The sequence below is a fragment of the Erythrobacter sp. SN021 genome (assembly GCF_021864455.1).
This window is the reverse complement of record NZ_JAKKUW010000003.1, coordinates 294,334-316,364: the sequence shown is the minus strand read 5'-3', so window position 1 is coordinate 316,364 and position 22,031 is coordinate 294,334. Positions and strand designations below refer to the sequence as shown.

General features: G+C 64.3%; 23 protein-coding genes. 10 read left to right on the top strand and 13 right to left on the bottom strand.

The annotated features are described in order from the left end of the window. The first annotated feature begins 41 nt into the window (after positions 1–41). The 8 genes from recQ to asd are packed head-to-tail and all read left to right on the top strand — an operon-like array spanning position 42 to position 6,464. Entirely contained in the window at positions 42–1,811 is a 1,770-nt protein-coding gene (gene recQ, locus L5849_RS09035; RefSeq protein ID WP_236925320.1) for a DNA helicase RecQ, read from the top strand. Between the two features lie 59 nt (positions 1,812–1,870). After that, positions 1,871–2,782 carry an SPFH domain-containing protein gene (locus tag L5849_RS09030; RefSeq protein ID WP_234041511.1) on the top strand — a complete coding sequence of 304 codons (912 nt, stop codon included), beginning with the start codon at positions 1,871–1,873 and terminating at the stop codon, positions 2,780–2,782. Between the two features lie 30 nt (positions 2,783–2,812). Then, entirely contained in the window at positions 2,813–3,007 is a 195-nt protein-coding gene (locus L5849_RS09025; protein ID WP_236925319.1) for a toxin-antitoxin system HicB family antitoxin, read from the top strand. Between the two features lies 1 nt (position 3,008). Continuing rightward, on the top strand, positions 3,009–3,980 hold the full coding sequence (locus L5849_RS09020) for an alpha/beta hydrolase (RefSeq protein ID WP_236925318.1): 972 nt from the start codon (positions 3,009–3,011) through the stop codon (positions 3,978–3,980). Next, the gene (locus L5849_RS09015) at positions 3,977–4,240 is read left to right on the top strand and encodes a hypothetical protein (RefSeq protein ID WP_115415379.1); all 264 of its coding nucleotides are present in this window, start codon (positions 3,977–3,979) and stop codon (positions 4,238–4,240) included. Before L5849_RS09020 ends, L5849_RS09015 begins: the two co-directional genes overlap by 4 nt. 55 nt (positions 4,241–4,295) lie before the next feature. Next, positions 4,296–5,288 carry a right-handed parallel beta-helix repeat-containing protein gene (locus L5849_RS09010; RefSeq protein ID WP_236925317.1) on the top strand — a complete coding sequence of 331 codons (993 nt, stop codon included), beginning with the start codon at positions 4,296–4,298 and terminating at the stop codon, positions 5,286–5,288. 46 nt (positions 5,289–5,334) lie between these two features. After that, a complete protein-coding gene (locus L5849_RS09005) occupies positions 5,335–5,598 on the top strand; it encodes a DksA/TraR family C4-type zinc finger protein (RefSeq protein ID WP_115415378.1) in 264 nt (87 codons plus the stop codon). A gap of 26 nt (positions 5,599–5,624) precedes the next feature. Further along, the gene (gene asd, locus L5849_RS09000; protein ID WP_236925316.1) at positions 5,625–6,464 is read left to right on the top strand and encodes an archaetidylserine decarboxylase; all 840 of its coding nucleotides are present in this window, start codon (positions 5,625–5,627) and stop codon (positions 6,462–6,464) included. Between the two features lie 8 nt (positions 6,465–6,472). On the opposite strand, the gene L5849_RS08995 is transcribed toward asd, so the two are convergent. From L5849_RS08995 to xth, 3 genes are read right to left on the bottom strand one after another with little or no spacing between them, the layout of a single operon-like run. Then, positions 6,473–6,973, bottom strand: a complete 501-nt coding sequence (locus L5849_RS08995) for a GNAT family N-acetyltransferase (RefSeq protein ID WP_236925315.1) — start codon at positions 6,971–6,973, stop codon at positions 6,473–6,475. Further along, positions 6,970–8,088 (bottom strand): GTP cyclohydrolase II, encoded by a 1,119-nt coding sequence (gene ribA / locus L5849_RS08990; RefSeq protein ID WP_370459218.1) that lies wholly within the window; start codon positions 8,086–8,088, stop codon positions 6,970–6,972. The genes L5849_RS08995 and ribA overlap by 4 nt, the downstream gene beginning before the upstream one ends. Further along, entirely contained in the window at positions 8,037–8,828 is a 792-nt protein-coding gene (gene xth / locus L5849_RS08985) for an exodeoxyribonuclease III (protein ID WP_236925313.1), read from the bottom strand. Before xth ends, ribA begins: the two co-directional genes overlap by 52 nt. 286 nt (positions 8,829–9,114) lie before the next feature. On the opposite strand from xth, the gene L5849_RS08980 reads away from it, so the two are divergent. After that, positions 9,115–10,512, top strand: a complete 1,398-nt coding sequence (locus L5849_RS08980; protein WP_236925312.1) for an alkaline phosphatase — start codon at positions 9,115–9,117, stop codon at positions 10,510–10,512. Between the two features lie 383 nt (positions 10,513–10,895). On the opposite strand, the gene L5849_RS08975 is transcribed toward L5849_RS08980, so the two are convergent. The 5 genes from L5849_RS08975 to pabB all read right to left on the bottom strand — a co-directional run bounded on the left by L5849_RS08975 (position 10,896) and on the right by pabB (position 15,008). Beyond that, entirely contained in the window at positions 10,896–11,558 is a 663-nt protein-coding gene (locus L5849_RS08975; RefSeq protein ID WP_236925311.1) for an outer membrane lipoprotein carrier protein LolA, read from the bottom strand. 75 nt (positions 11,559–11,633) lie between these two features. Beyond that, positions 11,634–11,801: a 50S ribosomal protein L33 gene (rpmG, locus tag L5849_RS08970; RefSeq protein WP_067692617.1), complete on the bottom strand. Its 168-nt coding sequence runs from the start codon at positions 11,799–11,801 to the stop codon at positions 11,634–11,636. A gap of 345 nt (positions 11,802–12,146) precedes the next feature. Beyond that, entirely contained in the window at positions 12,147–12,551 is a 405-nt protein-coding gene (arfB, locus tag L5849_RS08965) for an alternative ribosome rescue aminoacyl-tRNA hydrolase ArfB (RefSeq protein ID WP_115415373.1), read from the bottom strand. Beyond that, complete coding sequence (locus tag L5849_RS08960; RefSeq protein ID WP_236925310.1) at positions 12,544–13,200, bottom strand: RluA family pseudouridine synthase; 657 nt, start codon at positions 13,198–13,200, stop codon at positions 12,544–12,546. Before L5849_RS08960 ends, arfB begins: the two co-directional genes overlap by 8 nt. Further along, positions 13,197–15,008, bottom strand: coding sequence for an aminodeoxychorismate synthase component I (pabB, locus tag L5849_RS08955; RefSeq protein WP_236925309.1), 1,812 nt, complete (start codon positions 15,006–15,008; stop codon positions 13,197–13,199). Before pabB ends, L5849_RS08960 begins: the two co-directional genes overlap by 4 nt. A gap of 109 nt (positions 15,009–15,117) precedes the next feature. On the opposite strand from pabB, the gene L5849_RS08950 reads away from it, so the two are divergent. Further along, entirely contained in the window at positions 15,118–16,644 is a 1,527-nt protein-coding gene (locus tag L5849_RS08950) for a helicase HerA-like domain-containing protein (protein ID WP_236925308.1), read from the top strand. Here the strand turns inward: L5849_RS08950 and L5849_RS08945 are convergent. The 5 genes from L5849_RS08945 to L5849_RS08925 form a co-directional block, all read right to left on the bottom strand. Then, entirely contained in the window at positions 16,641–18,050 is a 1,410-nt protein-coding gene (locus L5849_RS08945) for an ATP-binding protein (protein WP_236925307.1), read from the bottom strand. The two genes, L5849_RS08950 and L5849_RS08945, sit on opposite strands and share 4 nt — an antisense overlap. Then, the gene (locus tag L5849_RS08940; RefSeq protein WP_236925306.1) at positions 18,050–18,787 is read right to left on the bottom strand and encodes a response regulator; all 738 of its coding nucleotides are present in this window, start codon (positions 18,785–18,787) and stop codon (positions 18,050–18,052) included. Before L5849_RS08940 ends, L5849_RS08945 begins: the two co-directional genes overlap by 1 nt. Positions 18,788–18,836: 49 nt before the next feature. Next, positions 18,837–19,523 (bottom strand): EF-hand domain-containing protein, encoded by a 687-nt coding sequence (locus L5849_RS08935; RefSeq protein WP_236925305.1) that lies wholly within the window; start codon positions 19,521–19,523, stop codon positions 18,837–18,839. 208 nt (positions 19,524–19,731) lie between these two features. Continuing rightward, positions 19,732–20,124, bottom strand: a complete 393-nt coding sequence (locus L5849_RS08930) for a VOC family protein (protein ID WP_115415366.1) — start codon at positions 20,122–20,124, stop codon at positions 19,732–19,734. Between the two features lie 66 nt (positions 20,125–20,190). Next, entirely contained in the window at positions 20,191–21,993 is a 1,803-nt protein-coding gene (locus L5849_RS08925; protein WP_236925304.1) for an aminopeptidase P family protein, read from the bottom strand. Positions 21,994–22,031 lie beyond the last annotated feature (38 nt).

The following is a 22,031-nucleotide window of genomic DNA, read 5'->3' as shown; positions in this document are numbered from 1 at the left end:
ACTGCGGTTGCGTGGGCGCGGCTGTCTGGCATCAGGCGTGGATGAGCGGAAATGCAGGCGTACTTCAGGCCCTCAAGGGCACTTTCGGTTTCGATGCCTTTCGCGGGCGTCAGGAAGAGGTTGTCGCTCGGGTGCTGGCAGGTGAATCGACGCTGGCGGTGATGCCGACGGGGGCTGGCAAATCGCTCACCTACCAATTGCCTGCAGTCATGCTGGAGGGGACCTGCGTGGTGATAAGCCCGCTGATCGCCCTGATGCACGACCAGCTCAGAAGCGCACGGGCCAACGGCATTCGCGCGGCAACGCTGACCAGCGCCGATGCCGATTGGCGCGAAACGCAGGATTCCTTCCGCGCTGGCGAGCTCGACCTGCTCTATGTCGCGCCCGAACGCGCGAGCCAGCCAGCTTTTCGCGAGTTCCTGTCGAACTCGTCTCTGTGCCTGTTCGCCATCGACGAGGCGCATTGCGTGTCCGAATGGGGGCACGATTTTCGCCCCGACTACCGCATGCTGCGGGGGCTGATGGACGCCTTCCCCACGGTCCCGCGCCTGGCGCTGACCGCGACCGCGGACAATCAGACGCGCGCCGATGTGATGGCGCAACTGGGCATTGCAGATAACGGGCTGGTGCTGGCCGGATTCGACCGGCCCAATATCCGCTACGCGATCCGTCACCGCGACAATCCGGTGCGCCAGCTGAACGAGCTGATGGCGAACGAGCCGGGTCCGGGGATCGTTTATGCGCAAACACGGCGCAAGGTGGAGGATCTTGCCGAAAAGCTTGCAACCGCGACCGGCAGGCCGGTATTGCCTTATCACGCGGGGCTGGATCCGAAGGTTCGCGCGGCCAACCAAGCCGCTTTCGTCGCGTCCGAAGATATTGTGATCGTTGCCACGGTCGCTTTCGGCATGGGTATCGACAAACCGGACGTGCGCTTCGTGGCGCATGTCGGCGTGCCCAAGTCGATCGAGGGATACTACCAGGAAACGGGCCGCGCCGGGCGCGATGGCGATCCCGCCCAGGCGGTCATGTTCTGGGGCGCGGGCGATTTCGCCACCGCGCGCCAACGGCTCGCCGAGGTCGACGAGGCTCGGCGCAATGCCGAGCGCGCGCGGCTCGATGCACTTGCCGGACTGGTCGAGACTGTCGAATGCCGCCGTGCGGTGCTATTGAGGCATTTCGGCGAAGACCCGCCTTCGCGCTGCGGTAATTGCGACAATTGCCTCGAGCCCGCGAGCGTCACCGACGTCACGCAGCTCGCGCGCAAACTGCTATCCGCCGTCTACCGTACCGGACAGAACTTTGGGATGGGGCACTTGCAGAAGGTGCTCACCGGCAACGAGGACGAGCGCGTGCGCCAACGCGGGCACGACCGGCTGAGCGTGTTCGGCATCGTCGAGGGCGACGAGGCACGCCTGCTCCAGCCGCTGTCGCGGGCCTTGCAGGCGCGCGGCGATCTTGTCGCGACCGAACATGGCGGGCTGGCATTGGGCGGTTCGGCCCGTGCGATTCTCAGGGGGGAGAGGACGGTGGAGATCGTGGTTCCCCCCAAGCGGTCGCGCGGACGAAGGGCCGATGCGACACCCAATCCGATCGGTGATCCGCTGTTCGAAGCGCTTCGGGCCTTGCGCAAGGAAGTGGCCGAGAAAGCCCAGGTCCCGCCCTACGTCGTCTTCCACGATTCCACTCTGCGCGAGATGACCTCCGCGCGCCCCGAAACGCTGGCGCAACTGGGCCGGCTGCCCGGCATTGGGGCCAAGAAACTCGAAGCATATGGAGAGCAGTTTCTGCGGGCCATCTGGGAGCATTGACTCGTTCCGCCACTCGATATAAATATGATATCATAATTATATCGGAAGGAGCATTGTCCATGTCGGTCGAAGTGAAGGGAATGAAGACCAGTACGGAACGTACCGGATCGAGTTTCAGCGGGTATCCCATGCTCGCGCTGATCCTTGCCCTGCTGCTGCTGGTGGCGTGGAATTTGTCCGGCAATCTGCCGCCGGATGGTGCGGCCAAGGGTGAAAAACTGGCGTTCGTTGGTCTGCTGGTGGCGCCGATTCTCGTTCTCGGCTTTCTTTCCGTTGGCTTTTTCATGATCCAGCCCAACCAAGCTGCGGTAATCACGCTGTTCGGCGAGTATCGCGGGACTGAACGGCGCGAGGGGCTGCGCTGGGTGTGGCCCTGGATGATGCGCACCAAGCTGTCGGTGCGCGCGCACAATATTCATTCGGAACGGGTGAAGATCAACGATCTGCGCGGCAATCCGATCGAGATTGCCTGCAATGTGGTTTGGCGCGTGGCCGATACCGCCCAGGCGAGCTTCGATGTCGACGATTACAAGGAGTTCGTGAACATCCAGATAGAAGCGGGTCTGCGGACCGTCGGGTCGCGCCATCCCTACGACGATTTCGAGGGCGAGGAGGTCACGCTGCGCGGGGGCGCGGATGTCATCAATCGCGAATTGCTGGAAGAACTCAACGACCGGCTCAAGGTTGCGGGTATCGTGGTCGACGAAGCGGGCCTCACGCATCTGGCCTATGCCAGCGAGATCGCCAGCGCCATGCTCAAACGCCAGCAGGCCGATGCGATCATAGCGGCGCGCGCGAAAATCGTTCTTGGCGCGGTTGGCATGGTGGAAGATGCGCTGACCAAGCTCGCGCAGGACAATATCGTGGAACTGGACGACGAGCGCCGCGCAGCAATGGTTTCCAACCTGATGGTCGTGCTGTGCGGCGAGAAAGATGCGCATCCGGTGATCAATGCCGGATCGCTCTACTAGGCGCTGGCCGCGACGGGATATTGACGCGAGATGTCACGGAAAAAGGCCTTTGCCCTGCGTTTGGATCCGGCAGTCCATGCCGCGATCGAGCGCTTGGCCGCGGCCGAATTGCGCAGCGCCAATGCGCAGATCGAGATGTTGTTGCGCGAGGCGCTGAACCAACGCGGGATTACCGTACCCATATCGAAACCGCCCGCACGCGGCCGACCCAGGAAGGAACCGTGACATGCGCTTTTCCATACTACTCGCCGCAGCCGGCCTTGTGACAGCCGCACCGCTCATGGCTGTCCCTGAACCGGTTCCCCTGACCGCCGAGGGACCGCGAGGCGATCTCGCGGGCACGCTGATTGCACCTGCCGAGGGGCGGCCTGTGGTCCTCATCCTTCCCGGATCAGGCCCCACCGATCGCGATGGCAACAACCCGATGGGCGTCACCGCCGCCCCCTACCGCCTGCTCGCAGAAGCGTTGGCCGGGCGCGGCATCGGCACGGTCCGTATCGACAAGCGCGGCATGTTTGCCAGCAAGGCGGCAGTTACCGATGCCAATGCGGTCACGGTGTCCGACTATGTCGCCGATACCGGAAGCTGGGTGGACGCGGCCCGCGCCGCCAGCGGGACAGGCTGCATATGGCTTTTGGGCCACAGCGAGGGCGGCCTGGTGGCGCTTGCCGCAGCCAAGCGGATTGAACATCTGTGCGGCCTTATACTGGTGGCAACGCCTGGGCGGCCGTTAGGCACCATCTTGCGCGAGCAATTGCGCGCCAATCCTGCCAACGCCCCGATCCTCGATGAGGCGGAAACCGCCATCACCGCGCTCGAAGCGGGCGAGCGGGTCGACGTCGGGAAATTCCATCCCGCAGTGCAGGGGCTGTTCGCACCGGCGGTGCAGGGGTTCCTTATTGATCTTATGGCACAGGACCCGGCAGCTATGGCCAATATGGTCGAGCTTCCGATGCTCATCGTCCAGGGCGGCACCGATCTTCAAGTCGGGGCAGAGGATGCCAAGGCCCTGGTCGCCGCAGCCCCCGGTGCCGAGTATCTGGCAATTCCCGGCATGAATCACGTGTTGAAAGATATAGCCGGCGGTGACGTTGCTGCCAATCGAGCCAGCTATGCCGATCCATCGCTTGCGGTGTCGCCAGCGCTTGTCGATGGTATCGCTGCATTTATTACCGATTTCAGGAAAGCGATCCGATGAGCGAGAGGAAAGACGATGTCTGGTTCGAACCCAAACGGTACGGTTACGGAGCGGGCATGCCGGTGTCGTGGCAAGGCTGGGTTCTGATTATCGGCTACGTGCTTCTGATCGTTCTCGGCGTCCTCTTGGCGTCGCGGGAAGAGGATGTGTGGCTTACCGTCTTCCTGATCCTCATCGTTCCCGTGACTGCAGTGCTGCTCTATATCTCCGCCCTCAAGACACGCGGCGGCTGGCGTTGGCGCTGGGGTGACGACGATTGACGGGGCTGGCCACAGGACCAAACTTATCCGATTGTTAACCATAAGGGTCTAGGCAATGATTATGGTTTCACCCTACGCCTCTTCCGCCTCGCGCATGCCCCGCTGGCTCTTGGCCGCCGTCGCGACTGTGGCGATAAGCGCGATCCCGCTCGCCGCCGTGCTGGCGCAAGGCCCATCGACGGCCAGCTTCACCGTTGCCGAAACGGGCCGCGGCTATGCGTCGCTGCAAGCCGCGGTCGATGCCATCGGCAGCGGCGAGGGAACTGTGGTCATCGCCTCGGGCAACTGGCGCGAATGCGCGGTGCAGCGCGAAGGCGTTGTGCATTTTCGCGCTGCACAGCCGGGTAGCGCGCTGTTGGGCGGCATGGCCTGCGAAGACAAGGCTGCGCTGGTCCTGCGCGGACGAGGTGCCAGCGTCGACGGAATCGTCTTCGCCGATCTCGCCGTCGAGGACGGCAACGGCGCGGGCATCCGTCTCGAGAAAGGTCCCTTGCGCGTATCGCAAAGCTGGTTCCGCGACAGCCAGCAGGGCATTCTGACGACCAATGGCGAGAACAGCGAGCTGGTGGTCGACAAATCCACATTCACGCGTCTGGGCACTTGCGAATATTCGGGCGGTTGCGCGCATTCGATCTACGCCGGAGATTACGGGCGTGTCGTCGTAACCCGTAGCCGTTTCGAACAGGGCACGGGCGGGCATTATCTCAAGTCGCGCGCCGCGCACAATGTGGTAGAGGATTCGAGCTTCGACGATGCCAATGGCCGTGGCACCAATTATCTGATCGATCTGCCAAATGGCGGCACGGGCAGTATTCGCGGGAACTGGTTCGTTCAGGGTCGCGATAAGGAAAACTGGTCGACGATGATCGCCATCGGTGCCGAGGGTGCCAACTACAGTTCCGACGGTTTGGTGATCGCGGATAATGAGGCACGTCTGGTTCCCGGCCTTTCACGCAGCCCGGCCTTCGTGGCCGACTGGACCGGCGATGCGCTGGTAATGCAAAATAATATGCTCGGCCCCGGCATCCGGCGGCTGGAGCTACGCTGAGGAAACATGCCGTCCCTCACCCGTTTATCGGGCGAAGGAGCAGGCAATGGCAGGCGGTTGGGCCCGCGACGGGGCAGTTCAGGATCAGATCGACGATTCGGTGAATGACGCGGTCAGCGCGGCGCGTTCGCGCCTTCCACGTGGCGAAAGCGCCGAATATTGCGACGAATGCGGAGAGCCCATCCCGGAAAAACGCCGTGTGGCGCTACCCGGCGTGCGGACCTGTGTCGAATGCCAGTCCGCACGCGACGGCGCGGTGCGCCATTCCGCCATCAATCGTCGCGGAAGCAAGGACAGCCAGTTGCGCTGACGCGCGATGGCGTCCACGCATCGGGCATGACATCCCCTTTCATCTGGCTCCAGCATCTCCTGCCTCACCATGCGGTTTCGCGCATGGCGGGCAAATTCGCCTCGAGCGAAGTTCCATGGCTGCGCGACCGACTGATCCGCCGCTTCATCGCCGCCTATGATGTCGACATGAGCGAGGCCGCGCGCGGTGTGGGCGAGTTCACAAGTTTCAACGATTTCTTCACGCGCGAACTCAAGCCGGGCGCTCGTCCGCTGGCCGACGCAAGCCAATATGTCCTGAGCCCAGCCGACGGCGCGGTCAGCCAGATCGGGCGGATCGAGGAAGGGCGCATCTTCCAGGCCAAGGGCCGTCACTTCACTGCTGCGCAGCTTCTTGGCGGCGACAAGCAGGCGGCGGCACGGTTCGACGGCGGCCAATTCGCCACCATCTATCTGAGCCCACGCGATTACCACCGCGTGCACATGCCCGCAGCCGGAACGCTAAAATCCGCGACATACGTCCCGGGCGAGCTGTTTTCGGTGAATCAGGTGACGGCCGAGAACGTCGATGGTCTCTTCGCCCGCAACGAGCGTCTCGCCTGCCTGTTCGCAGGGCCGGACGGGCTTTTCGCCAGCGTCATGGTGGGGGCGATGATCGTGGCGGGGATCGAGACCGTATGGTCTGGACTTGTCGAAACGCACGCCGCAAAACGGGTGCGCGAGGAGTTCGGCGATGAACATACCTTCGCGGCGGGCGACGAGATGGGGCGCTTCATTCTCGGATCGACCGTGGTGTTGCTGTTCGAACCGGGCAAGGTCGAATGGGACGCGCGGCTGAAGGCGGGCGCGGCCGTGCGCATGGGGCAGGCAATCGGGCGCAGGCGCTGAAGGGAAGTTCAGCCGAAGGCGCGCGCGTAGCGCACATCCCCGCTCGGCGCATCGCCAGCCACCACAAGCCGCTGGAAGTATTCGGGGGGAGGCCCGGGATATCGCAGGGCGGGATCGTGTTCGAAACCGAAGCGCGCGTAATAGGCGGGATCGCCCAGCAGTACGAGGCCCCGCGCGCCCTGCATCCGCATGTCGGCGATCGCGCGTTGCATCAACCGCGAACCGATTTTCTGGCGTTGCAGTGATGGCAGAACGGCAATCGGGCCGAGCCCATACCAGCCGACGGAGCCATCGGATATCTCCACCGGCGAAATGGCTACATGCCCGACGATACGATCGCAGTCCTCGGCGACAAGCGAAAGCGCGAGATCGCCATCTGCTCTCAGCCGTTCGATGATACGCACTTCGCTGCCGTCGCTATGCGGTGCATCCGCGAAAGCCGCCTGCGTGACCACGCCGATCGCCGCATGGTCGCGCGGTTCCTCGGGACGGATCGCGATGGCCGTCACAGCAGGTGCCCCGATCGGTCACGCTTGGTGGCCAGGTAGCGGGTGTTGTGCGGATTGTCCGGCAGGGCATGGGGCACGCGCTCGCGGATTGTCACCCCCTCGGCTTCCAGCGCCTCTACCTTCGCGGGATTGTTGGTCATCAGCCGGATAGCCTTTACCCCGAGCAGCTCCAGCATCCGTGCGGCGGTGGGGAAATCGCGTGCCTCATCGGGCAGGCCCAGGCGTGTGTTGGCATCCACCGTGTCGAACCCCTGATCCTGCAGGCGATAGGCGCGTAATTTGTTGACGAGGCCGATGCCGCGCCCTTCCTGCCGCATGTAGAGCAGCACGCCCCAGCCGCCCTTCTCCGCTTCGTGCGACATCGCATGCAGCGCAGCGTCGAGCTGCGGCCCGCAATCGCATTTGAGGCTGCCGAGGATGTCGCCGGTAAGGCATTCGGAATGCAGGCGCACCAGCGGCGCGCGGTCGGCGGTCTGTTCACCGATGATCAGCGCGACATGTTCGCGCGTGTCGTCGGGGCTACGGAAGGCAACGATCCGCGCATCCTCGGCCGCCGCCACCGGCAGCCGCGCGCGTGAGGCGATCTGCAGGCGCCGGGCATCGGCAAAGGCAGCGACGTCGGTCGCGCTGAGGGGGACGGCTTCCGCCGCTCCTTGTGGGTCGACGAGAAATGCGGGCAACACGCCGGCCATCCGCGCCAGTTCGAGCGCGGCACGCGCCTGGTCCTCCCAGTCGAGATGCAACGCCTTGAACGGCCCCTTGAGCGGGTTGGCCATGTCGAGCGCGGGGTCGGCCACGGCGAGGGCCGCAGACAGGTCGAAGGGGTCGGCGGCACGCATCAGTACCGGCTGGCGCGGCGCGGCGGCCTCGATCTGGTTGATAAGCTTGAGTGTTGCCGCTCGCGTGGCGGAAATGAGCATCGCCTCTCCCGACACCTCTCCGAACGCCGTCTCGACCGGTTGCAACAGCGGCGCGCCTTCAATGGCGAGCGGCCACCCATGACGCAGCGCATCGACTGCCTGCGCGGCGCGGCGGGAGGGGCTTGGAGGGGAGGCGACCTCGCTCAGAGCGCGAACTCCGTCACCAGGGGCACATGGTCCGATGGCTTTTCCCAGTCGCGTGCATATTCATGGACCGAATGGCGCTGCGCCTGCTTCGCCAGGTCCTCGCTCGCCCACATATGGTCGAGCCGGCGCCCGCGATCGTTGGCTTTCCAATCCTTCGCGCGATAGCTCCACCAGCTATAATAGCGCTCCGGTGCCTTGATGTGCTCGCGCCCGATATCGGCCCAGCCATGCGCATCCATGAAGCGTTGGAGGCTCTCGACCTCGATTGGCGTATGGCTGACGACCTTGAGCAATTGCTTGTGGTTCCACACGTCGCTTTCGAGCGGAGCGATGTTGAAATCGCCGACGATCAGCGTGGGGCGATCGATCGCATCGGCCCAGCGGGTCATGCGCTCGAGGAAGTCGAGCTTCTGCCCAAATTTGGGATTGACCTCGCGGTTCGGTTCATCGCCGCCGGCGGGGACATAAACATTCTCGACGATCATCCCCTGATGATCGGTCAGCTCGACGCCGACATGGCGCGCCTCGCCATTATCCTGCCAGTCATGGCGCGAGAATTCCTTCAGCGGTGTTTTCGCGACCGTCGCGACGCCGTGATAGCCCTTCTGCCCGTGCACGGCGAAATGTTCGTAACCCAGCGAGCGAAACGCTTCGTAGGGAAACTGGTGCTCCTGGCACTTGATCTCCTGCAGGCACAGCACGTCGGGCGACTGCTCCTTGATGAAGCGTTCGACGATCGGCATGCGCAGGCGGACGGAATTGATATTCCAGGTAGCGATAGAAACCATCAGGGCGGGTTAGGCGAGGCCCACGGTTGCCGCAAGCGTCGGGGATCGGTCACGCGGGAGTCTTTGGCTTGGTCCGCCTTCGCATCCGTCGAAGGCTTGCGTCACCGGCCCACTCCCCCGCCCGGCCGCCCACGGCACGATACTGGTTGGGCGGCCGGGCGGGGGAGTGGGCTGGTGACGCCGCAAAGTCAGGGCGGATGTCCTGACCGCACGCACCAAAAAACCGTCGCGCTTTCGTCATACCAAGCGGTGATATAGGGCGCGTTAAAGATCACGGAGTATTAAAATGACCATTCGTCCGCTTTTCCTTGCCACCGCAGCCGCGCTCGTGCTCGGAGGGTGTACCGCAACCGTCGCGCAGGAAGCGCCGCAAGCCGCGTCCGCTGCGGTCCCGGGGGAAAAGCGGGCCAAGAACGTGATTCTCTTCATCGGCGACGGCATGGGCATTTCCACCGTCACCGCCGCGCGCATCTATGCCGGTCAGAAGCTCGGCCAGACCGGCGAGGAATATGTCCTGCCGTTCGAGACCTTCGATAATGTGGCCTTGGTCAAGACCTACAATATCGACGCGCAGGTCCCCGACAGCGCGGGCACGGCCAGCGCGATGCATACAGGTGTGAAAACCGACATCGGCGTGCTCGGCTACGGACCCGGCGTTACGGAGGGCGATTGCGCTTCGGGGATGGGACACGCGGCGCCCATGCTTGGTGAAGAGGTCAAGGCGAGGGGGCTTGCGCTCGGCATCGTCAGCACCGCGCGGCTTACACACGCGACGCCTGCATCGGTCTATGCGCGCAGCGTGACCCGCGACTGGGAGGCCGACACCTGGATCCCCGAAGACCAGCGCGGACAAGGCTGCGTCGATATCGCACAGCAGTTGGTCGAGGCGCCTTTCGATGTGGCGCTCGGCGGCGGCAGCGTTGCCTTTTACGGCAAGGACAAGGGCGGGCGCAGGCTGGACGATGCCGCCGACCTTCCGAGCGATTGGGAGGTTGCCACCGGCGGTACCTACGCGACAACACTTCAGGACATGGCTGCGGCGCCGGACGACAAACCGCTGCTCGGCCTCTTTTCCCTCAGCCATATGACCTACATGGTCGATCGCGAGGTCGACAGCACCGAACCCACGCTCACTTCGATGACCGCCACGGCTATCCAGCGCCTGTCGAGCGATCCGCAAGGCTACTACCTGATGGTCGAAAGCGGGCGCATCGACCACGGCCATCATGAAGGCAAGGCGGGCTATGCTTTGGAGGAAGCGGTCGAATTCGCGCGCGCGATCAAATGGGCGATCGACAACACCGACCCCGAAGAGACGCTCATCATGGTGACTGCCGACCACAGCCACGTGTTCACGATCGCGGGCTATCCCAAGCGCGGCAATCCGATCCTCGGCCTCGTGTCGAACCCGCGCGATGAAGGTCCCTCGCTGGCCGAGGATGGAAAGCCCTACACGACGCTCGGCTATGCCAACGGCATGGGCGCTTTCGAAGGCGAGCGACCGATGCCTGAAACCGGTGTGAAGGCCCGCCAGCAAGCTGCGATCCCCACCAAATCCGAAACTCACGCAGGCGAGGATGTGGCGCTCTATGCCCAGGGACCCGGCGCCGAGAATGTGCGCGGGGTGATGGAACAGAACCTGATCTATAATGTGATCAGGAAAGCGTTCGGCTGGGAAGAGTAAGCGGAGTCCTTGTTGCGTGCGGGAAGCGCATCCGCGCTTCCCTTGCGGCACCTGCCCACTCCCCCACCCGGCCACCCACGGCACGGTATTCTATGGGTGGCCGGGTGGGGAGTGGGCAGGTGCCGCCCCAAGCCTTCGACGGAGGTCGAAGGCGCATCCGAACAAAGACACAAAAAACCCCCGTGCCGGGGGCATTGGCACGGGGGTTTCCTGTGAGCGTTCGTCACGCTTGGAACGAGATGAACCAGGTCGAGGGGGTCAACAGGGGGGAAACCCGCCTCGTGTCGTCTCGTGATTTGGAGATTATGCCCGGGGCGATTGCTGTTCAATGAACGGTCCGAAGCGGGATATCCCGTAGGGCGCACCGCTCACCGCCAAGGCGTTCATCCCGGGCGACGGGACGATCGCCGCGGATCGCGAAAAGTAAAGGCGCTGTCGGCAACTGCCACGCCATAACGCTGGTTCGCCAGCCTTACCGTGGTCCGGTGATTCTGCGAATCGAGCGCCACCCAATGGGTCAGGCGCAGACCGCCGGGGGCCGAAGCGTCGCGCGCGAAAATCAGGGTTATGACCCCGAATTCGGGGCGCTTGGTATCGCGCACTTCCACGCTGACGACGTCGGGGTGGTTGGTGGGAACCAGCTTGCCGTATCGCTTCACGTCGCGGCTGGGATCGAGCAGCGCGCCCAATGGCGAATTCTTGATCGGCCAGCGCTGGACCTGATTGACCTCGTAGTCGACCATATACATCGACTTGCCGTTCGAGATGACGAGCATCGGCACGCCCTTCTCGTACTGGAAACGGATCTTGCCGGGGCGTTTCAGCGTCATCACGCCGCGCACGGTCTGCCCGCTGCGGTCGGTCTGGACGAAGTCCGCCTTCATCGTGGAGATGCCGCGCAGCGCGGCGACTGCCCGGTCGAGGTCGCCCTCGGCGGCGACCACCGGGGCGGGCGCGAGGATGGCGGAAACGGGAAGCGCCGCAGCCAGCGATAAAGCCAGCGCGGCGCGGATCGGTTTGTTCGATTTCGAAGACAAGGTGCTCATGCTCCTGCGATTAGGGTCGGAGCATTGAACCATCACTGAACCCGGCTCGTTCCCGCGGTTCAGCCTGGCAGAGCATTACTTGATCTTGGCTTCCTTGAACTCGACATGCTTGCGCACGACGGGATCGTACTTGCGGAAGGTGAACTTTTCCGTGTGGTTACGCGGATTCTTCTTGGTCACGTAGTAGAAGCCCGTGTCTGCGGTCGAGACGAGCTTGATCTTGACGGTTGCGGGCTTCGCCATGGCGTGTTCCTAAAGATCTTTCTGGATGGCCCTCGGGCCGAAAAAATAAGGGCGGCGTGTTCCTTGCGCTTGGTCAGACCGGTTCCGCCCCACTCCCCCTCCCGGCCACCCATCAGCATACCCTAGTGGGTGGCCGGGAGGGGGAGTGGGCTGGTGCCGAAATCGTTTCCCAGAAACGAAAAGAACGGCTGCACCGCCGTCCGGCGCGCCCTTTGTGTGATTCACGGGGAAAAGTCAAGCGCCGCGGAGCAGGCAGGTGTCTCGACTTCGCTCGACACGAACGGGCTGGTTTTCCGTTTCCCCTTTCATATCGAGCGGAGGCCCATGCCGTAGTCGAGATACGTTCTACCAGTCCACCTTACCGCGCTTCGCCTTGACCTCGCCGCGCACCTTCTTGGCTTTCAACCGCTTGACCTTGCCGACGCGGTTCACGCGGCTCTTCTTGCGTTTTTTCGGCGGGGTTAACGCTTCGCCCAGCAAGGCAAGCAATCGTTCGCGTGCTGCCTCGCGATTCTGGTCCTGCGTGCGGTATTCGTTCGCGGTCAGCACGATCTCGCCGCCCTTGGTCAGCTTGCTGCCCGCAATTTCCTTCAGCCGCTCGAATGCTTCCGGCGGCATGCCGAGCTGGAAGACGTCGACGCGGAGCTGGACAGCCGTGGCGACCTTGTTGACGTTTTGCCCGCCGGGGCCGGAGGAGGCGATGAACTTCTCCTCCGCGATTTCGAGAGCCTTGTCGGCTATTCTACCCATCACCGAAGCCGAGAGCGGTGAAATCCTGCGGCATGGGGGCAGTGGCTTCGATGGGCGCCTTGCCTTCGCGCGGGACGGAAAGCGCGGCGGCGTGCAGCATGGTGCGCGGCGCGCCCTTTCCGCTCCCATAGACCGGATCGCCAAGCAGCGGCATGCCTAGCCCTGCCTGACAATGCACGCGGATCTGATGCGTGCGACCGGTCTCGGGGCGGAATTCGAGCAGCGCCTTGCCTCCGATTTCGGCAATCACGCGCCAATGGGTGATCGAAGGCTTGCCCTTCTTCGCCGCGATCATCCGCCAGCCCTTTTCGGCGCTGCTGATCTTCGACAGCGACAGTTCGATCGTGCCCTCGGCCTCCTCGGGCACGCCAGCCAGCACGCCGAGATAGCGCTTTTCGACCAGACGGTCCTCGAAGCTCTTCGCAAAGCGCTTGAGCGCCTTGGGATTGCGCGCCAGCAGCAGGCAACCGCTGGTATCGGTGTCGATCCGGTGGACGGGCACGGGCGCGCGCTGGAAACCCAGCTTCAGCTCCTCGAAATGGTCTTCGAGAGCGGGGCCGCCGCGGCGCGGGCGTTCGATCGGCAGGCCCGCTGGCTTGTCGATCACCAGCGCTTCGCCGTCTTCGAACAGGATCGGGATCTGGGTCATAGTTTGAGTTTCGCGTCCATCATCAGGCGCAGCGCATTGCCGAGCAAGAAGCCGTTTTCCAAGTCTTCGATGCGCAATTCGGCTTCGCGCGCCTTGCCTTCGTCAAGAAGGGACCGGCGGAACACGCCGGGCAGCAATCCGAGGCTGGCAGGCGGGGTCAGCAATACGCCGTCTTCGCCGCGCACGAAGATATTGGTGACGCAGCCTTCGGTGAGCAAGCCGTCCTCGCGCACGAACAGCGCTTCGTGCGCGTCATGCTGCCGGGCGATGCGCTGTGCGCCCTCGTAAAAGCCGCGATCGGTGGTCTTGTGTCGCAGCCGCCAGTCGCCCGGATCGACGGGGAGCGGCAGAACGATGCAGCGGGCAGGTTCCGGCCAGGCTTCGGGTATATCCCGTGCCTCGAGCGCGATTTCGCCGGAACGGGAGGCGAGCAGGCGTACCCGGCTGGGCTTGTCGAGCACGAAACACAGCGCATGAAGCTGGTTGCGCGCCTCGTGCCGATCGAAGGCGAAGCCCAGCTCACTCGCGCTCGCCTTTATTCGCAGGAGATGGTTTTCGAGATGCGTGATGCCCGCTTCCGGCGAAAAGCGCATCGTTTCTATCAGGTCGAACTGCGCCGCGCGATGATGGGGCGAAGAGGTCCGGACAAAGGCCCCCTTGAGCAGCGCTTCACGCCATTCGGACGTTGGTTCGCTGTCGGCGACGATCGCTCCGCCCACCCCGAGTACCGCCTTGCCGCGCCCGTTTTCGACTTCGGTCAGGCGCAGCGTTCGAATCGCGACATTGAATGCCGCATCGCCATCCTTGCCGATCCGCCCGATCGCGCCGCAATAGGGGCCGCGCGGATCGCGCTCGACCGCATCGATCAGCTCCATCGCGCGGATCTTGGGCGCGCCGGTGATCGATCCGCAGGGGAACAGTGCGCGTACCAGATCGATCGCGCCTTCATCCGGTTTCAGCCGCGCGCGTACCGCGCTGACCATCTGGTGGACCGTGGGGTAGCTTTCGATCGCGAAAGGATCGTCTACCCGCACGCTCCCGGGTTCGGCGACGCGGGAGAGATCGTTGCGCAGCAGGTCGACGATCATCAGGTTTTCGGCCTTGTCCTTGACCGATCCGGCAAGCTCTTCGGCCATCGCGCGATCCGAGGCCTCGTCATGGCCGCGTGGGCGTGTGCCCTTCATCGGCTTGGCCTTGGCCTCGCCCCCTTTCAGCGAAACGAAAAGCTCGGGGCTGAGGCTGAGCAGCCAATGCGATCCGTCGAAGATAGCCCCGCCATATCCTGCCTGCGCGGTGGGGCGCAGTGCCGCATAGAGGCCCAGCGGGTCGCCGGTGAAGTTGCCCGCGAGGGGAAAGGTCAGATTGGCCTGGTAGATATCGCCCGCGCGGATCGCCTCTTGCAGCGCCGCGAAGGCCTGCCCGTATCCCCCTGGCGAAATCTGCGGCTCGAGCGGACCGACACTGCCGCCGCCCGGCGCGTTTTTCGTCAGCCAGTCGGGCATGTCCTCTGCGGCAATCCGCTGCGGTGTGTCGAATACGCCCAGCCAGACGAGCGGCCCCGCACCGCCGCTGCGGGCATCGGTCAGCGGGCGCAATCTGGCCTCCAGCGCCAGCCCGGCCTCGTAAGCGATGTATCCGGCCAGTTCCCCGCCCTTACGGCGAGCCTGTTCGGCAGCGGCGAGCACGGTCTCGATTTCGTCGGGACGGTGCGCGATGAAGATATCGCGCGGGTTCTCGAACAGCAGGGCGTCGGCCGCGCCGCTATCGCGCGCATCGTCGAGCAGGACAAAGGGATGCCGTTCCGCCATCGGTGCCAGCCTTTACCGCTTGGTGAGCGCCTGTCGAGGGATTGCTTGACCGCGCCCACAAGCCTGCGCCACACCCCCGCGACTTGCGAGCAGCGGGAGCGGATTGCCGATGAGCGAAATTTTCCTCGGACTGGGGGCCAATGGCGAGCGCCAGCACCTCAGGCTCGGTCAGGCCAATCGCCATGGATTGATCGCCGGCGCAACCGGGACGGGCAAGACGGTGACGCTGCAGGGGCTCGCGGAAAGTTTCTCCGCACAAGGCGTCCCGGTTTTCGTCGCCGATGTGAAGGGCGACCTTGCGGGCATCGCAATGGCCGGTTCACCACAATTTAAACATGCCGACAAGCTGGAGGGGCGCGCCAAGGAGCTGGGCATGGAGGACTATGCCTATGCCGACAATGCCACGGTTTTCTGGGATCTCTATGGCGAAAAGGGCTTCCCGATCCGGACGACGATCTCGGAAATGGGGCCTTTGCTGCTGGCGCGGTTGCTCGACCTAAACGATACGCAGGAAGGCGTACTCAACATCGTCTTCCGTCATGCGGACGAGAACGGCCTGCTGCTGCTCGACCTGGGCGATCTGCAAGCGATGCTCGTCTATGCCTATGACAATGCGAAGGAGCTGTCGGGCACCTATGGCAATGTCTCGAGACCCAGCGTCGGGGCGATCCAGCGCCAGCTCTTGAGCTTCGAAAGCCAGGGCGCGGATATGTTCTTCGGCGAGCCCGCGCTGGAGATCGACGATTTCCTGCGCGTCGACGAGCAGGGGCGCGGCATGATCAACGTGCTTGCCGCCGACAGGCTGATGCGCAGTCCCAAGCTCTACGCCACCTTCCTCCTGTGGCTGCTCGCCGAACTGTTCGAGAGCCTGCCCGAGGTGGGCGATCCGGAGAAACCGAAGCTGGTGTTCTTCTTCGATGAGGCGCATTTGCTGTTCGACGATGCGCCCGAGGCGCTGGAGGACAAGGTCGAGCAGGTCGTGCGGCTGATCCGTTCGAAGGGTGTGGGCGTCTATTTCGTCACGCAGAATCCGATCGACATTCCGGAAAAGATCGCCGGGCAACTCGGTAATCGCGTGCAACATGCGCTGCGCGCCTTCACCCCGCGCGACCAGCGCGCGATCAAGGCGGCAGCGGAGACGTTCCGTATCAATCCCGATCTCGATGTCGAACAGGCGATTACCGAATTGAAAGTGGGCGAGGCGCTGGTCTCGACGCTTGACGAGGACGGCGCGCCCACCGTGGTTCAGCGCACGCTGATAAAGCCGCCGCATTCGCGCCTCGGCCCGGTGACCGAGAAGGAGCGCAAGATCGTCAACTCGGTCAGCGATCTGGGCGGAAAATACGATGAGGCGGTGGATCGCGAGAGCGCGGAAGAAGTGCTCGCCGCCAAGGCCGTCGATGCCGCCGAGACCGCGAAGGAGGTCGAGGTGAAGGGCGAGGCCGAAGTGCGCAAGCGCTCTCGTAAGCACACCTCGATGTGGACGAAAGCGGGGAAGGCCGCAGCCAAGGCGGCGGCCGGATCGCTGACCTCGATCGCCGTGGCAACGGTGATGGGGAAGAAATCGCGCGCCGACCCGCTGCGTACCGGCGCGACCGCCTTCGTGCGCAATATCATCGGTGGGCTGATGCGCTAGGTCGGGATGCGGATTTCCGCGCGGAGGCCCCCTTCGGCGCGATTTGCGAGGCTGAGCGTTCCGCCATGCTGTTCGGCCACCGCGCGCGCCAGCGTGAGGCCCAGGCCCGCGCCACCTGTCTCGCGGTTGCGGCTCGCTTCCCCGCGTGTGAACGGTTCGAGCATTTCCGCCAGCCGTTCCTCCGGAATGCCGGGACCGTCATCATCTATCCGGAGCACGGCGTGACCGTCTTCCCGAAGAATGGATAGGTGCGCCGATCCGGCATAGCGCAGTGCATTGGTGACCAGATTGCGCAGCCCGCGCTTGAGCCAGGTCAGGTGCACGGGCGCCGCGATGCGTCCCTGCGCCTCCAGCGTCACCGGCCTGCCCATATCCTCGAATTCCTCGACCACCGATGCGGCGAGCGCGCCGAGTTCGGTCATTTCGGGCTCCGTGTCGGTACGGCCGATACGCGCCAGCGAAAGGATCTCGTCGAGCGTTTCGGTGATATCCTCGATCGTCGCGGCCATCTTGTCACGCGCGGCCTCGTCCTCGACGCTCTCGATCCTAACGCGCAGTGCCGCAAGCGGCGTTTTGAGATCGTGGCCGATCGCGCCGAGCATGACATCCTTTTCATCGAGCATGGAGCCGATCCGCGCCTGCATCGCATTATGCGCCTCGATCAGCCGTCTCACATCGTCGGGTCCGCTCGCTTCCAGTGGCTCTTCGGGCGTGCCGACGCTGCCGAACCGCCGGGTCCGTTCGGCCAGCGCATCGAGCGGCCGGGTGATCCGGCGCAGCACGAAATAGAGCAGGCCGACCAGCACGAGGAACAGAATCAGCGTCTGCATCACCAGCGTGCGGGGGATGCCGCGATCGAGCGGTGGGACGGGGAGGCGCGCGACTTGCCACACCGCGCTGCCCTCCTGCTTCAAGGCGACCACCATCACCTCGTGCGGGACAGTTTCGACCAGAGCCCGAATCCGGGGAAAGTCACGCGCCGCCTCGCGCAAGACCGGGTCGTCCAGAAAGGGCTGCACGGATATGGCGATTTCCCCGACGGAAATGCCTTGCGAACGCAGTAGCCGTGCCAGTTCCACTTCTCGCTGTTGGTCGCGGGGAGCATCTGCCGCCAAGGGCGCGCGGGTGGTTTCGGAGTAACGCAGGCTGCGCGGCAGGCGGACCCTGGGCGTCCCATCCCGGCGTGACGGCATCATATGAGGTGGGCGCATCATGCGGGCCTCCCGGGCATCGCGATGGCGCGGACCGCTGAGCAGTTGGAAGGCGGCGGCATGCATGAAAGCCATTTCGCGCCGTTCGGTGGCCGCGCGGTAAAGCATGGTTGCCGAAATCGCCTGGGCGATCAGCAGTGCGGCTGCCATGGCCAGCATGACCTGACCCAGCAGGCTTCGCGGGAGCAGGCGCATCAGCCGTGCGCGCCGCGTTCGAGGCGCGCGACATCGGCGGCGAAGCGGTAGCCATCGCCGCGTACCGTCTGGATGAAATGCGGATTGCGGCTGTCGGTCTCGATCTTGCGGCGCAGGCGGCTGACCTGGTTATCGACCGCGCGGTCGAACAGATGAGCCTCGCGCCCCTGCACCAGATCGAGCAGGCGATCGCGGTCCAGCACTTGGCGCGGATGCTCGCAAAAGGCGCGCAGCATCCGGAATTCGGCGGTGGAAAGAGGCACGAGCGCGCCGTCGGGATCGGTCAGGCGGCGCTTGAGCGGATCGAGCTGCCAGCCTTCGAAAACAAAAACCGGCTCTTCCGTCGGGGCTGGCGCGGCGCGTTCGGCGCGGCGCAGGACCGAACGGATGCGCGCAACCAGCTCGCGCGGCTCGAACGGCTTGGTGACATAGTCGTCTGCGCCGATTTCGAGCCCGACGATCCGGTCCATGGCCTCGCCCTTGGCAGTGAGAAGAATGGTGGGAAGGCCGCGGGTTTCGACGAGATGGCGACATAGCGACAGACCGTCCTCCCCCGGCATCATGATGTCGAGCAGGACGATATCGGGCACATTCTGCGCCAGCATGGTACGCGCGGCTGCCGCGCTTTCCGCCTCGCGTACCTGGAACCCCTGGCGGACGAGATATTCCGCCAGGGGTTCGCGAAGGCTGCGTTCGTCGTCGACGAGCAGGATGGCAATAGGCGTGGGATCGGTCATGGTCTGTCCTGTCCGCGCCTACCGCCGGGCGATGCGCGCGATCAAGCGCTTACTGGCCGCGACGATCGCCGCGCTTGGCTCTGCGTTCGGCACGCATGGCTTCGCGCGCGGCCTGGCGTTCGGCCTTGGTGATCTGGCCGTCGCCATCGGCATCGGCCTTGGCAAAGCGCGCTGCGATGGCTGCGTCGAATTCGCCGCGAGTGATGGTCTTATCGCCATCGGTGTCGGCCATGCGCATCATTTTGCGCGGGCCATGGCCGCCACGGCCACCCCGCATGTCTTGACGCTTGCCACGGCGTTCCGAGCGCGCCTCTTGCATCGCTTTCAGCTCGTCCCGAGAGAGGCCGCCCGAATTGTCGGCGTCCATCCGCGCGAAACGCGTGCTCATCCGTTCCTCGCGGCGCTCCATGCGCTTGGCACGGCGTTTCTCGCGGCGTTCCATGCGCGCCTGATGCATGGCCTTCATTTCGGCCTGTGAAAGCTCGCCATCGCCATTGGCATCCGCTTGGGCGAACATCGCCTTACGGCGCGCCTGACGGTCTTCGGCATCGATCACGCCGTCGCCATTGGCGTCCATCCTGGCGAAGGCCTGATTGCCGTGGGTACGCATTTCGTCGAGCGTTACGACCCCGTCGCCATTGGCATCGGGATTGGACTTGCCATGATGATTGGCGAGCGCGGCCGTACCGGTCAGCGCCAGCGCGGCGGCGGAAAGAGTGAGGACGGTCTTGTTCATTGCAATTCTCCAAAGGTCTGGAGAGCTGCGACGGACCAGGGGTCTGAGGGGGAGGGACTTGAGAAGCCCGCCGCAGCTCGTGTCCCCGTATCTAGGGCCGCAATGTCGCAGTTCTATCCCGAACCTGGGCTGAATTGTAACGCTTTGCATCATTCAGCCCGGTTCGTTCAGCGCCGCGAAAGGCGTGCGACGGCTCAGACCTTGTCCATCACGCCTTGTCCATCAAGAAGGCGTTGAGCTTGTTGCCGTCGGGATCGCGGAAATAGGCGGCGTAGAACACCATGCCGTTTTCGTCCGGCTCCCCGCGCGGCCCCGGTTCGCCTTCATCGCTGCCGCCATTGGCGAGCGCGATGTCGTAAAGCCGCTTGACCTGGTCGCGGTCCTTGGCCTGCAGCGCGACCATGGTGCCATTACCGACGCTGGCTTCCTTGCCGTCGAACGGCTTGGTCGCTGCGATCCCGGCGCCGCCGCCCGCTTGGCCCCAGGCGATGAAGCTGTCGAACTCCATCATTCGCCCAACGCCCATTTCGGCGGCTATGGGATCGTAGAACTTGGCGGCGCGCTCTAGGTCGTTGGTCCCGAAGGTGACGTATCCGATCATGGCAATGCTCCTTGATGTGGCGATTCGCGACCGCTTGCGGGGAACATTACGGGAACGAATGCCCTTCTACAAGGGTGCGCATTCCGTTTTCAGCCATGCAAGATCCTCGCCTTCGAGCTGAGGAGAGAGGATGGCGAAGGTCTTGGCGTGATACGCGTTCCACCAGTCGATCTCGGCGGGCGTAAGCAGGCCCTTGTCGACCAGGCGGCGATCGAGTGGCACGAAGGTCAGCGTCTCGAAGCCGAGATACTCCCCCTCGCTTGCGATCCCGGCCGGCACGACCAGCACCAGATTCTCGATCCGGATGCCATAGGCGCCCGCTTTGTAATAGCCGGGCTCGTTCGACAGGATCATGCCTTCGCGCAAGGGCGTCTCGGTGCCGGGGAAGGCGCCGCCCGGCTTGGAGATGCGCTGCGGACCTTCGTGAACCGACAGATAGCTGCCGACCCCGTGGCCGGTGCCATGGCCGTAATCGACCCCGCCATTCCACAGATGCATCCGCGCGAGCGCATCGAGCGCGCCGCCGCTGGTGCGGTCGGGGAATTTCTGCATGTCGAGCTGGATGTGGCCCTTGAGGACGCGGGTGTTGCGCTCGACCATTTCCGCTGTCGGCTCGCCCGGGCCGACCCACACGGTGCGGGTGATGTCGGTTGTGCCGTCGAGATATTGGCCGCCCGAATCGCACAGGTAGATCGAGGAAGGCGGGATCGGGATATTGCTCTCTTCGTCGACCTTGTAATGCGGCAGCGCGGCATGCGGACCGGCGGCGCTGATGGTGTCGAAGCTCGCATCCTTGAGCACGCCGCCCGCCTCGCGGAATTCGCGCAACTTGGCCGCCGCGGTCAGCTCGTCGATTTCGCCCGAGGGCGCATGAATCGAGATCCAGCGCAGGAAGCGCGACACCGCCGCCCCATCGCGGGCCTGTGCGTCGCGGTGGCCCTGCTGTTCGGCCGGGTTCTTGATCGCCTTGGGCAGGACGGTGGGGTCGTCGGCGCGGACGACGGTGGCGCCGCTTTCCGCGAGGGCGTGAAAGATGCCCGCGACCGCATGGTTCGGATCGACCGCCACGGTCTTGCCCTTGAGCGCTTCGAGCGAGGGCACGAAGTCCGCCCGGTCGCGCACCGTCACTGCATTGCCGAGATGTTTGGTCAGTTCGGGCGTGACCTTCTCCGGCGCGATGAACAGCTCCGCCGTGCCGTCCGCATGCGCGAGGACATAGGACAGCGCGACCGGCGTGTTGTCGACGTCCTTCCCACGCATATTGAGCAGCCAGGCGACCGAATCGAGCGCGCTGATGACGGTCGAATCGTAGCCCTCGGCCTTGAGCCAGTCGGCCACCTCGGCGCGCTTGTCCGCGCTCGAACGGCCCGCGTGCTCGTCATCATGCGGCACCGCTGGCACGAGCGAGGCCTCTGGCCGGTCGTCCCAGATCGCATCGATCGGATTGCCCTCGACGGGAACCAGCTCGATGCCCTTTTTTGCGAACAGCTTGTGCGCTTCCTCGGCCCAGCCGATCCCATGGAGCCATGCATCGTAGCCGATCCTGGCACCCTCGGGTGCGTGCTCGGCGATCCACTTTGCGGGTGAAGTGGCGGGGACGTCCTCGTAATCGTAGAGCGTGCCGTCGACCTGTTCGCGCACCTGCACGGTGTAGCGGCCGTCGGTAAACATCGCGGCTTTGTCCTTGAGCACCGCGGCGCTGCCCGCGCTGCCGCCGAACCCGGTCAGCCAGTGGAGACGCTGCGCATAGGCGCCGACATATTCGCTCATATGTTCGTCGGAGATCGGGATCACGAAGCCGTCGAGCCCGCGCTTGGCGAGTTCGCGGCGCAATCCGTCGAGACGGGTTTCATAGGTTTGCATCAACACGGCGGAATCCTTTCATCGAGGCCAGTCGCAGCTTGCGC

Excerpts from the sequence above, each read along its gene's own strand:
- rpmG (WP_067692617.1), bottom strand. The coding sequence starts at position 11,801 with ATGGCGAAGCCCGCAACCGTCAAGATCAAGCTCGTCTCGACCGCAGAC.
- L5849_RS08960 (WP_236925310.1), bottom strand. The coding sequence starts at position 13,200 with ATGACCCAGATCCCGATCCTGTTCGAAGACGGCGAAGCGCTGGTGATC.
- L5849_RS08930 (WP_115415366.1), bottom strand. The coding sequence starts at position 20,124 with ATGATCGGATACGTCACCTTCGGGACCAACGACCTAGAGCGCGCCGCC.
- L5849_RS08940 (WP_236925306.1), bottom strand. The coding sequence starts at position 18,787 with ATGACCGATCCCACGCCTATTGCCATCCTGCTCGTCGACGACGAACGC.
- L5849_RS09025 (WP_236925319.1), top strand. The coding sequence starts at position 2,813 with ATGTCACGGAAAAAGGCCTTTGCCCTGCGTTTGGATCCGGCAGTCCAT.
- L5849_RS09030 (WP_234041511.1), top strand. The coding sequence starts at position 1,871 with ATGTCGGTCGAAGTGAAGGGAATGAAGACCAGTACGGAACGTACCGGA.
- recQ (WP_236925320.1), top strand. The coding sequence starts at position 42 with ATGAGCGGAAATGCAGGCGTACTTCAGGCCCTCAAGGGCACTTTCGGT.
- L5849_RS08980 (WP_236925312.1), top strand. The coding sequence starts at position 9,115 with ATGACCATTCGTCCGCTTTTCCTTGCCACCGCAGCCGCGCTCGTGCTC.
- L5849_RS09005 (WP_115415378.1), top strand. The coding sequence starts at position 5,335 with ATGGCAGGCGGTTGGGCCCGCGACGGGGCAGTTCAGGATCAGATCGAC.
- L5849_RS08950 (WP_236925308.1), top strand. The coding sequence starts at position 15,118 with ATGAGCGAAATTTTCCTCGGACTGGGGGCCAATGGCGAGCGCCAGCAC.
- L5849_RS09015 (WP_115415379.1), top strand. The coding sequence starts at position 3,977 with ATGAGCGAGAGGAAAGACGATGTCTGGTTCGAACCCAAACGGTACGGT.
- L5849_RS09010 (WP_236925317.1), top strand. The coding sequence starts at position 4,296 with ATGATTATGGTTTCACCCTACGCCTCTTCCGCCTCGCGCATGCCCCGC.
- arfB (WP_115415373.1), bottom strand. The coding sequence starts at position 12,551 with ATGGGTAGAATAGCCGACAAGGCTCTCGAAATCGCGGAGGAGAAGTTC.
- asd (WP_236925316.1), top strand. The coding sequence starts at position 5,625 with ATGACATCCCCTTTCATCTGGCTCCAGCATCTCCTGCCTCACCATGCG.
- L5849_RS08945 (WP_236925307.1), bottom strand. The coding sequence starts at position 18,050 with ATGCGCCTGCTCCCGCGAAGCCTGCTGGGTCAGGTCATGCTGGCCATG.
- L5849_RS09020 (WP_236925318.1), top strand. The coding sequence starts at position 3,009 with ATGCGCTTTTCCATACTACTCGCCGCAGCCGGCCTTGTGACAGCCGCA.
- pabB (WP_236925309.1), bottom strand. The coding sequence starts at position 15,008 with ATGGCGGAACGGCATCCCTTTGTCCTGCTCGACGATGCGCGCGATAGC.
- xth (WP_236925313.1), bottom strand. The coding sequence starts at position 8,828 with ATGGTTTCTATCGCTACCTGGAATATCAATTCCGTCCGCCTGCGCATG.
- L5849_RS08975 (WP_236925311.1), bottom strand. The coding sequence starts at position 11,558 with ATGAGCACCTTGTCTTCGAAATCGAACAAACCGATCCGCGCCGCGCTG.
- L5849_RS08935 (WP_236925305.1), bottom strand. The coding sequence starts at position 19,523 with ATGAACAAGACCGTCCTCACTCTTTCCGCCGCCGCGCTGGCGCTGACC.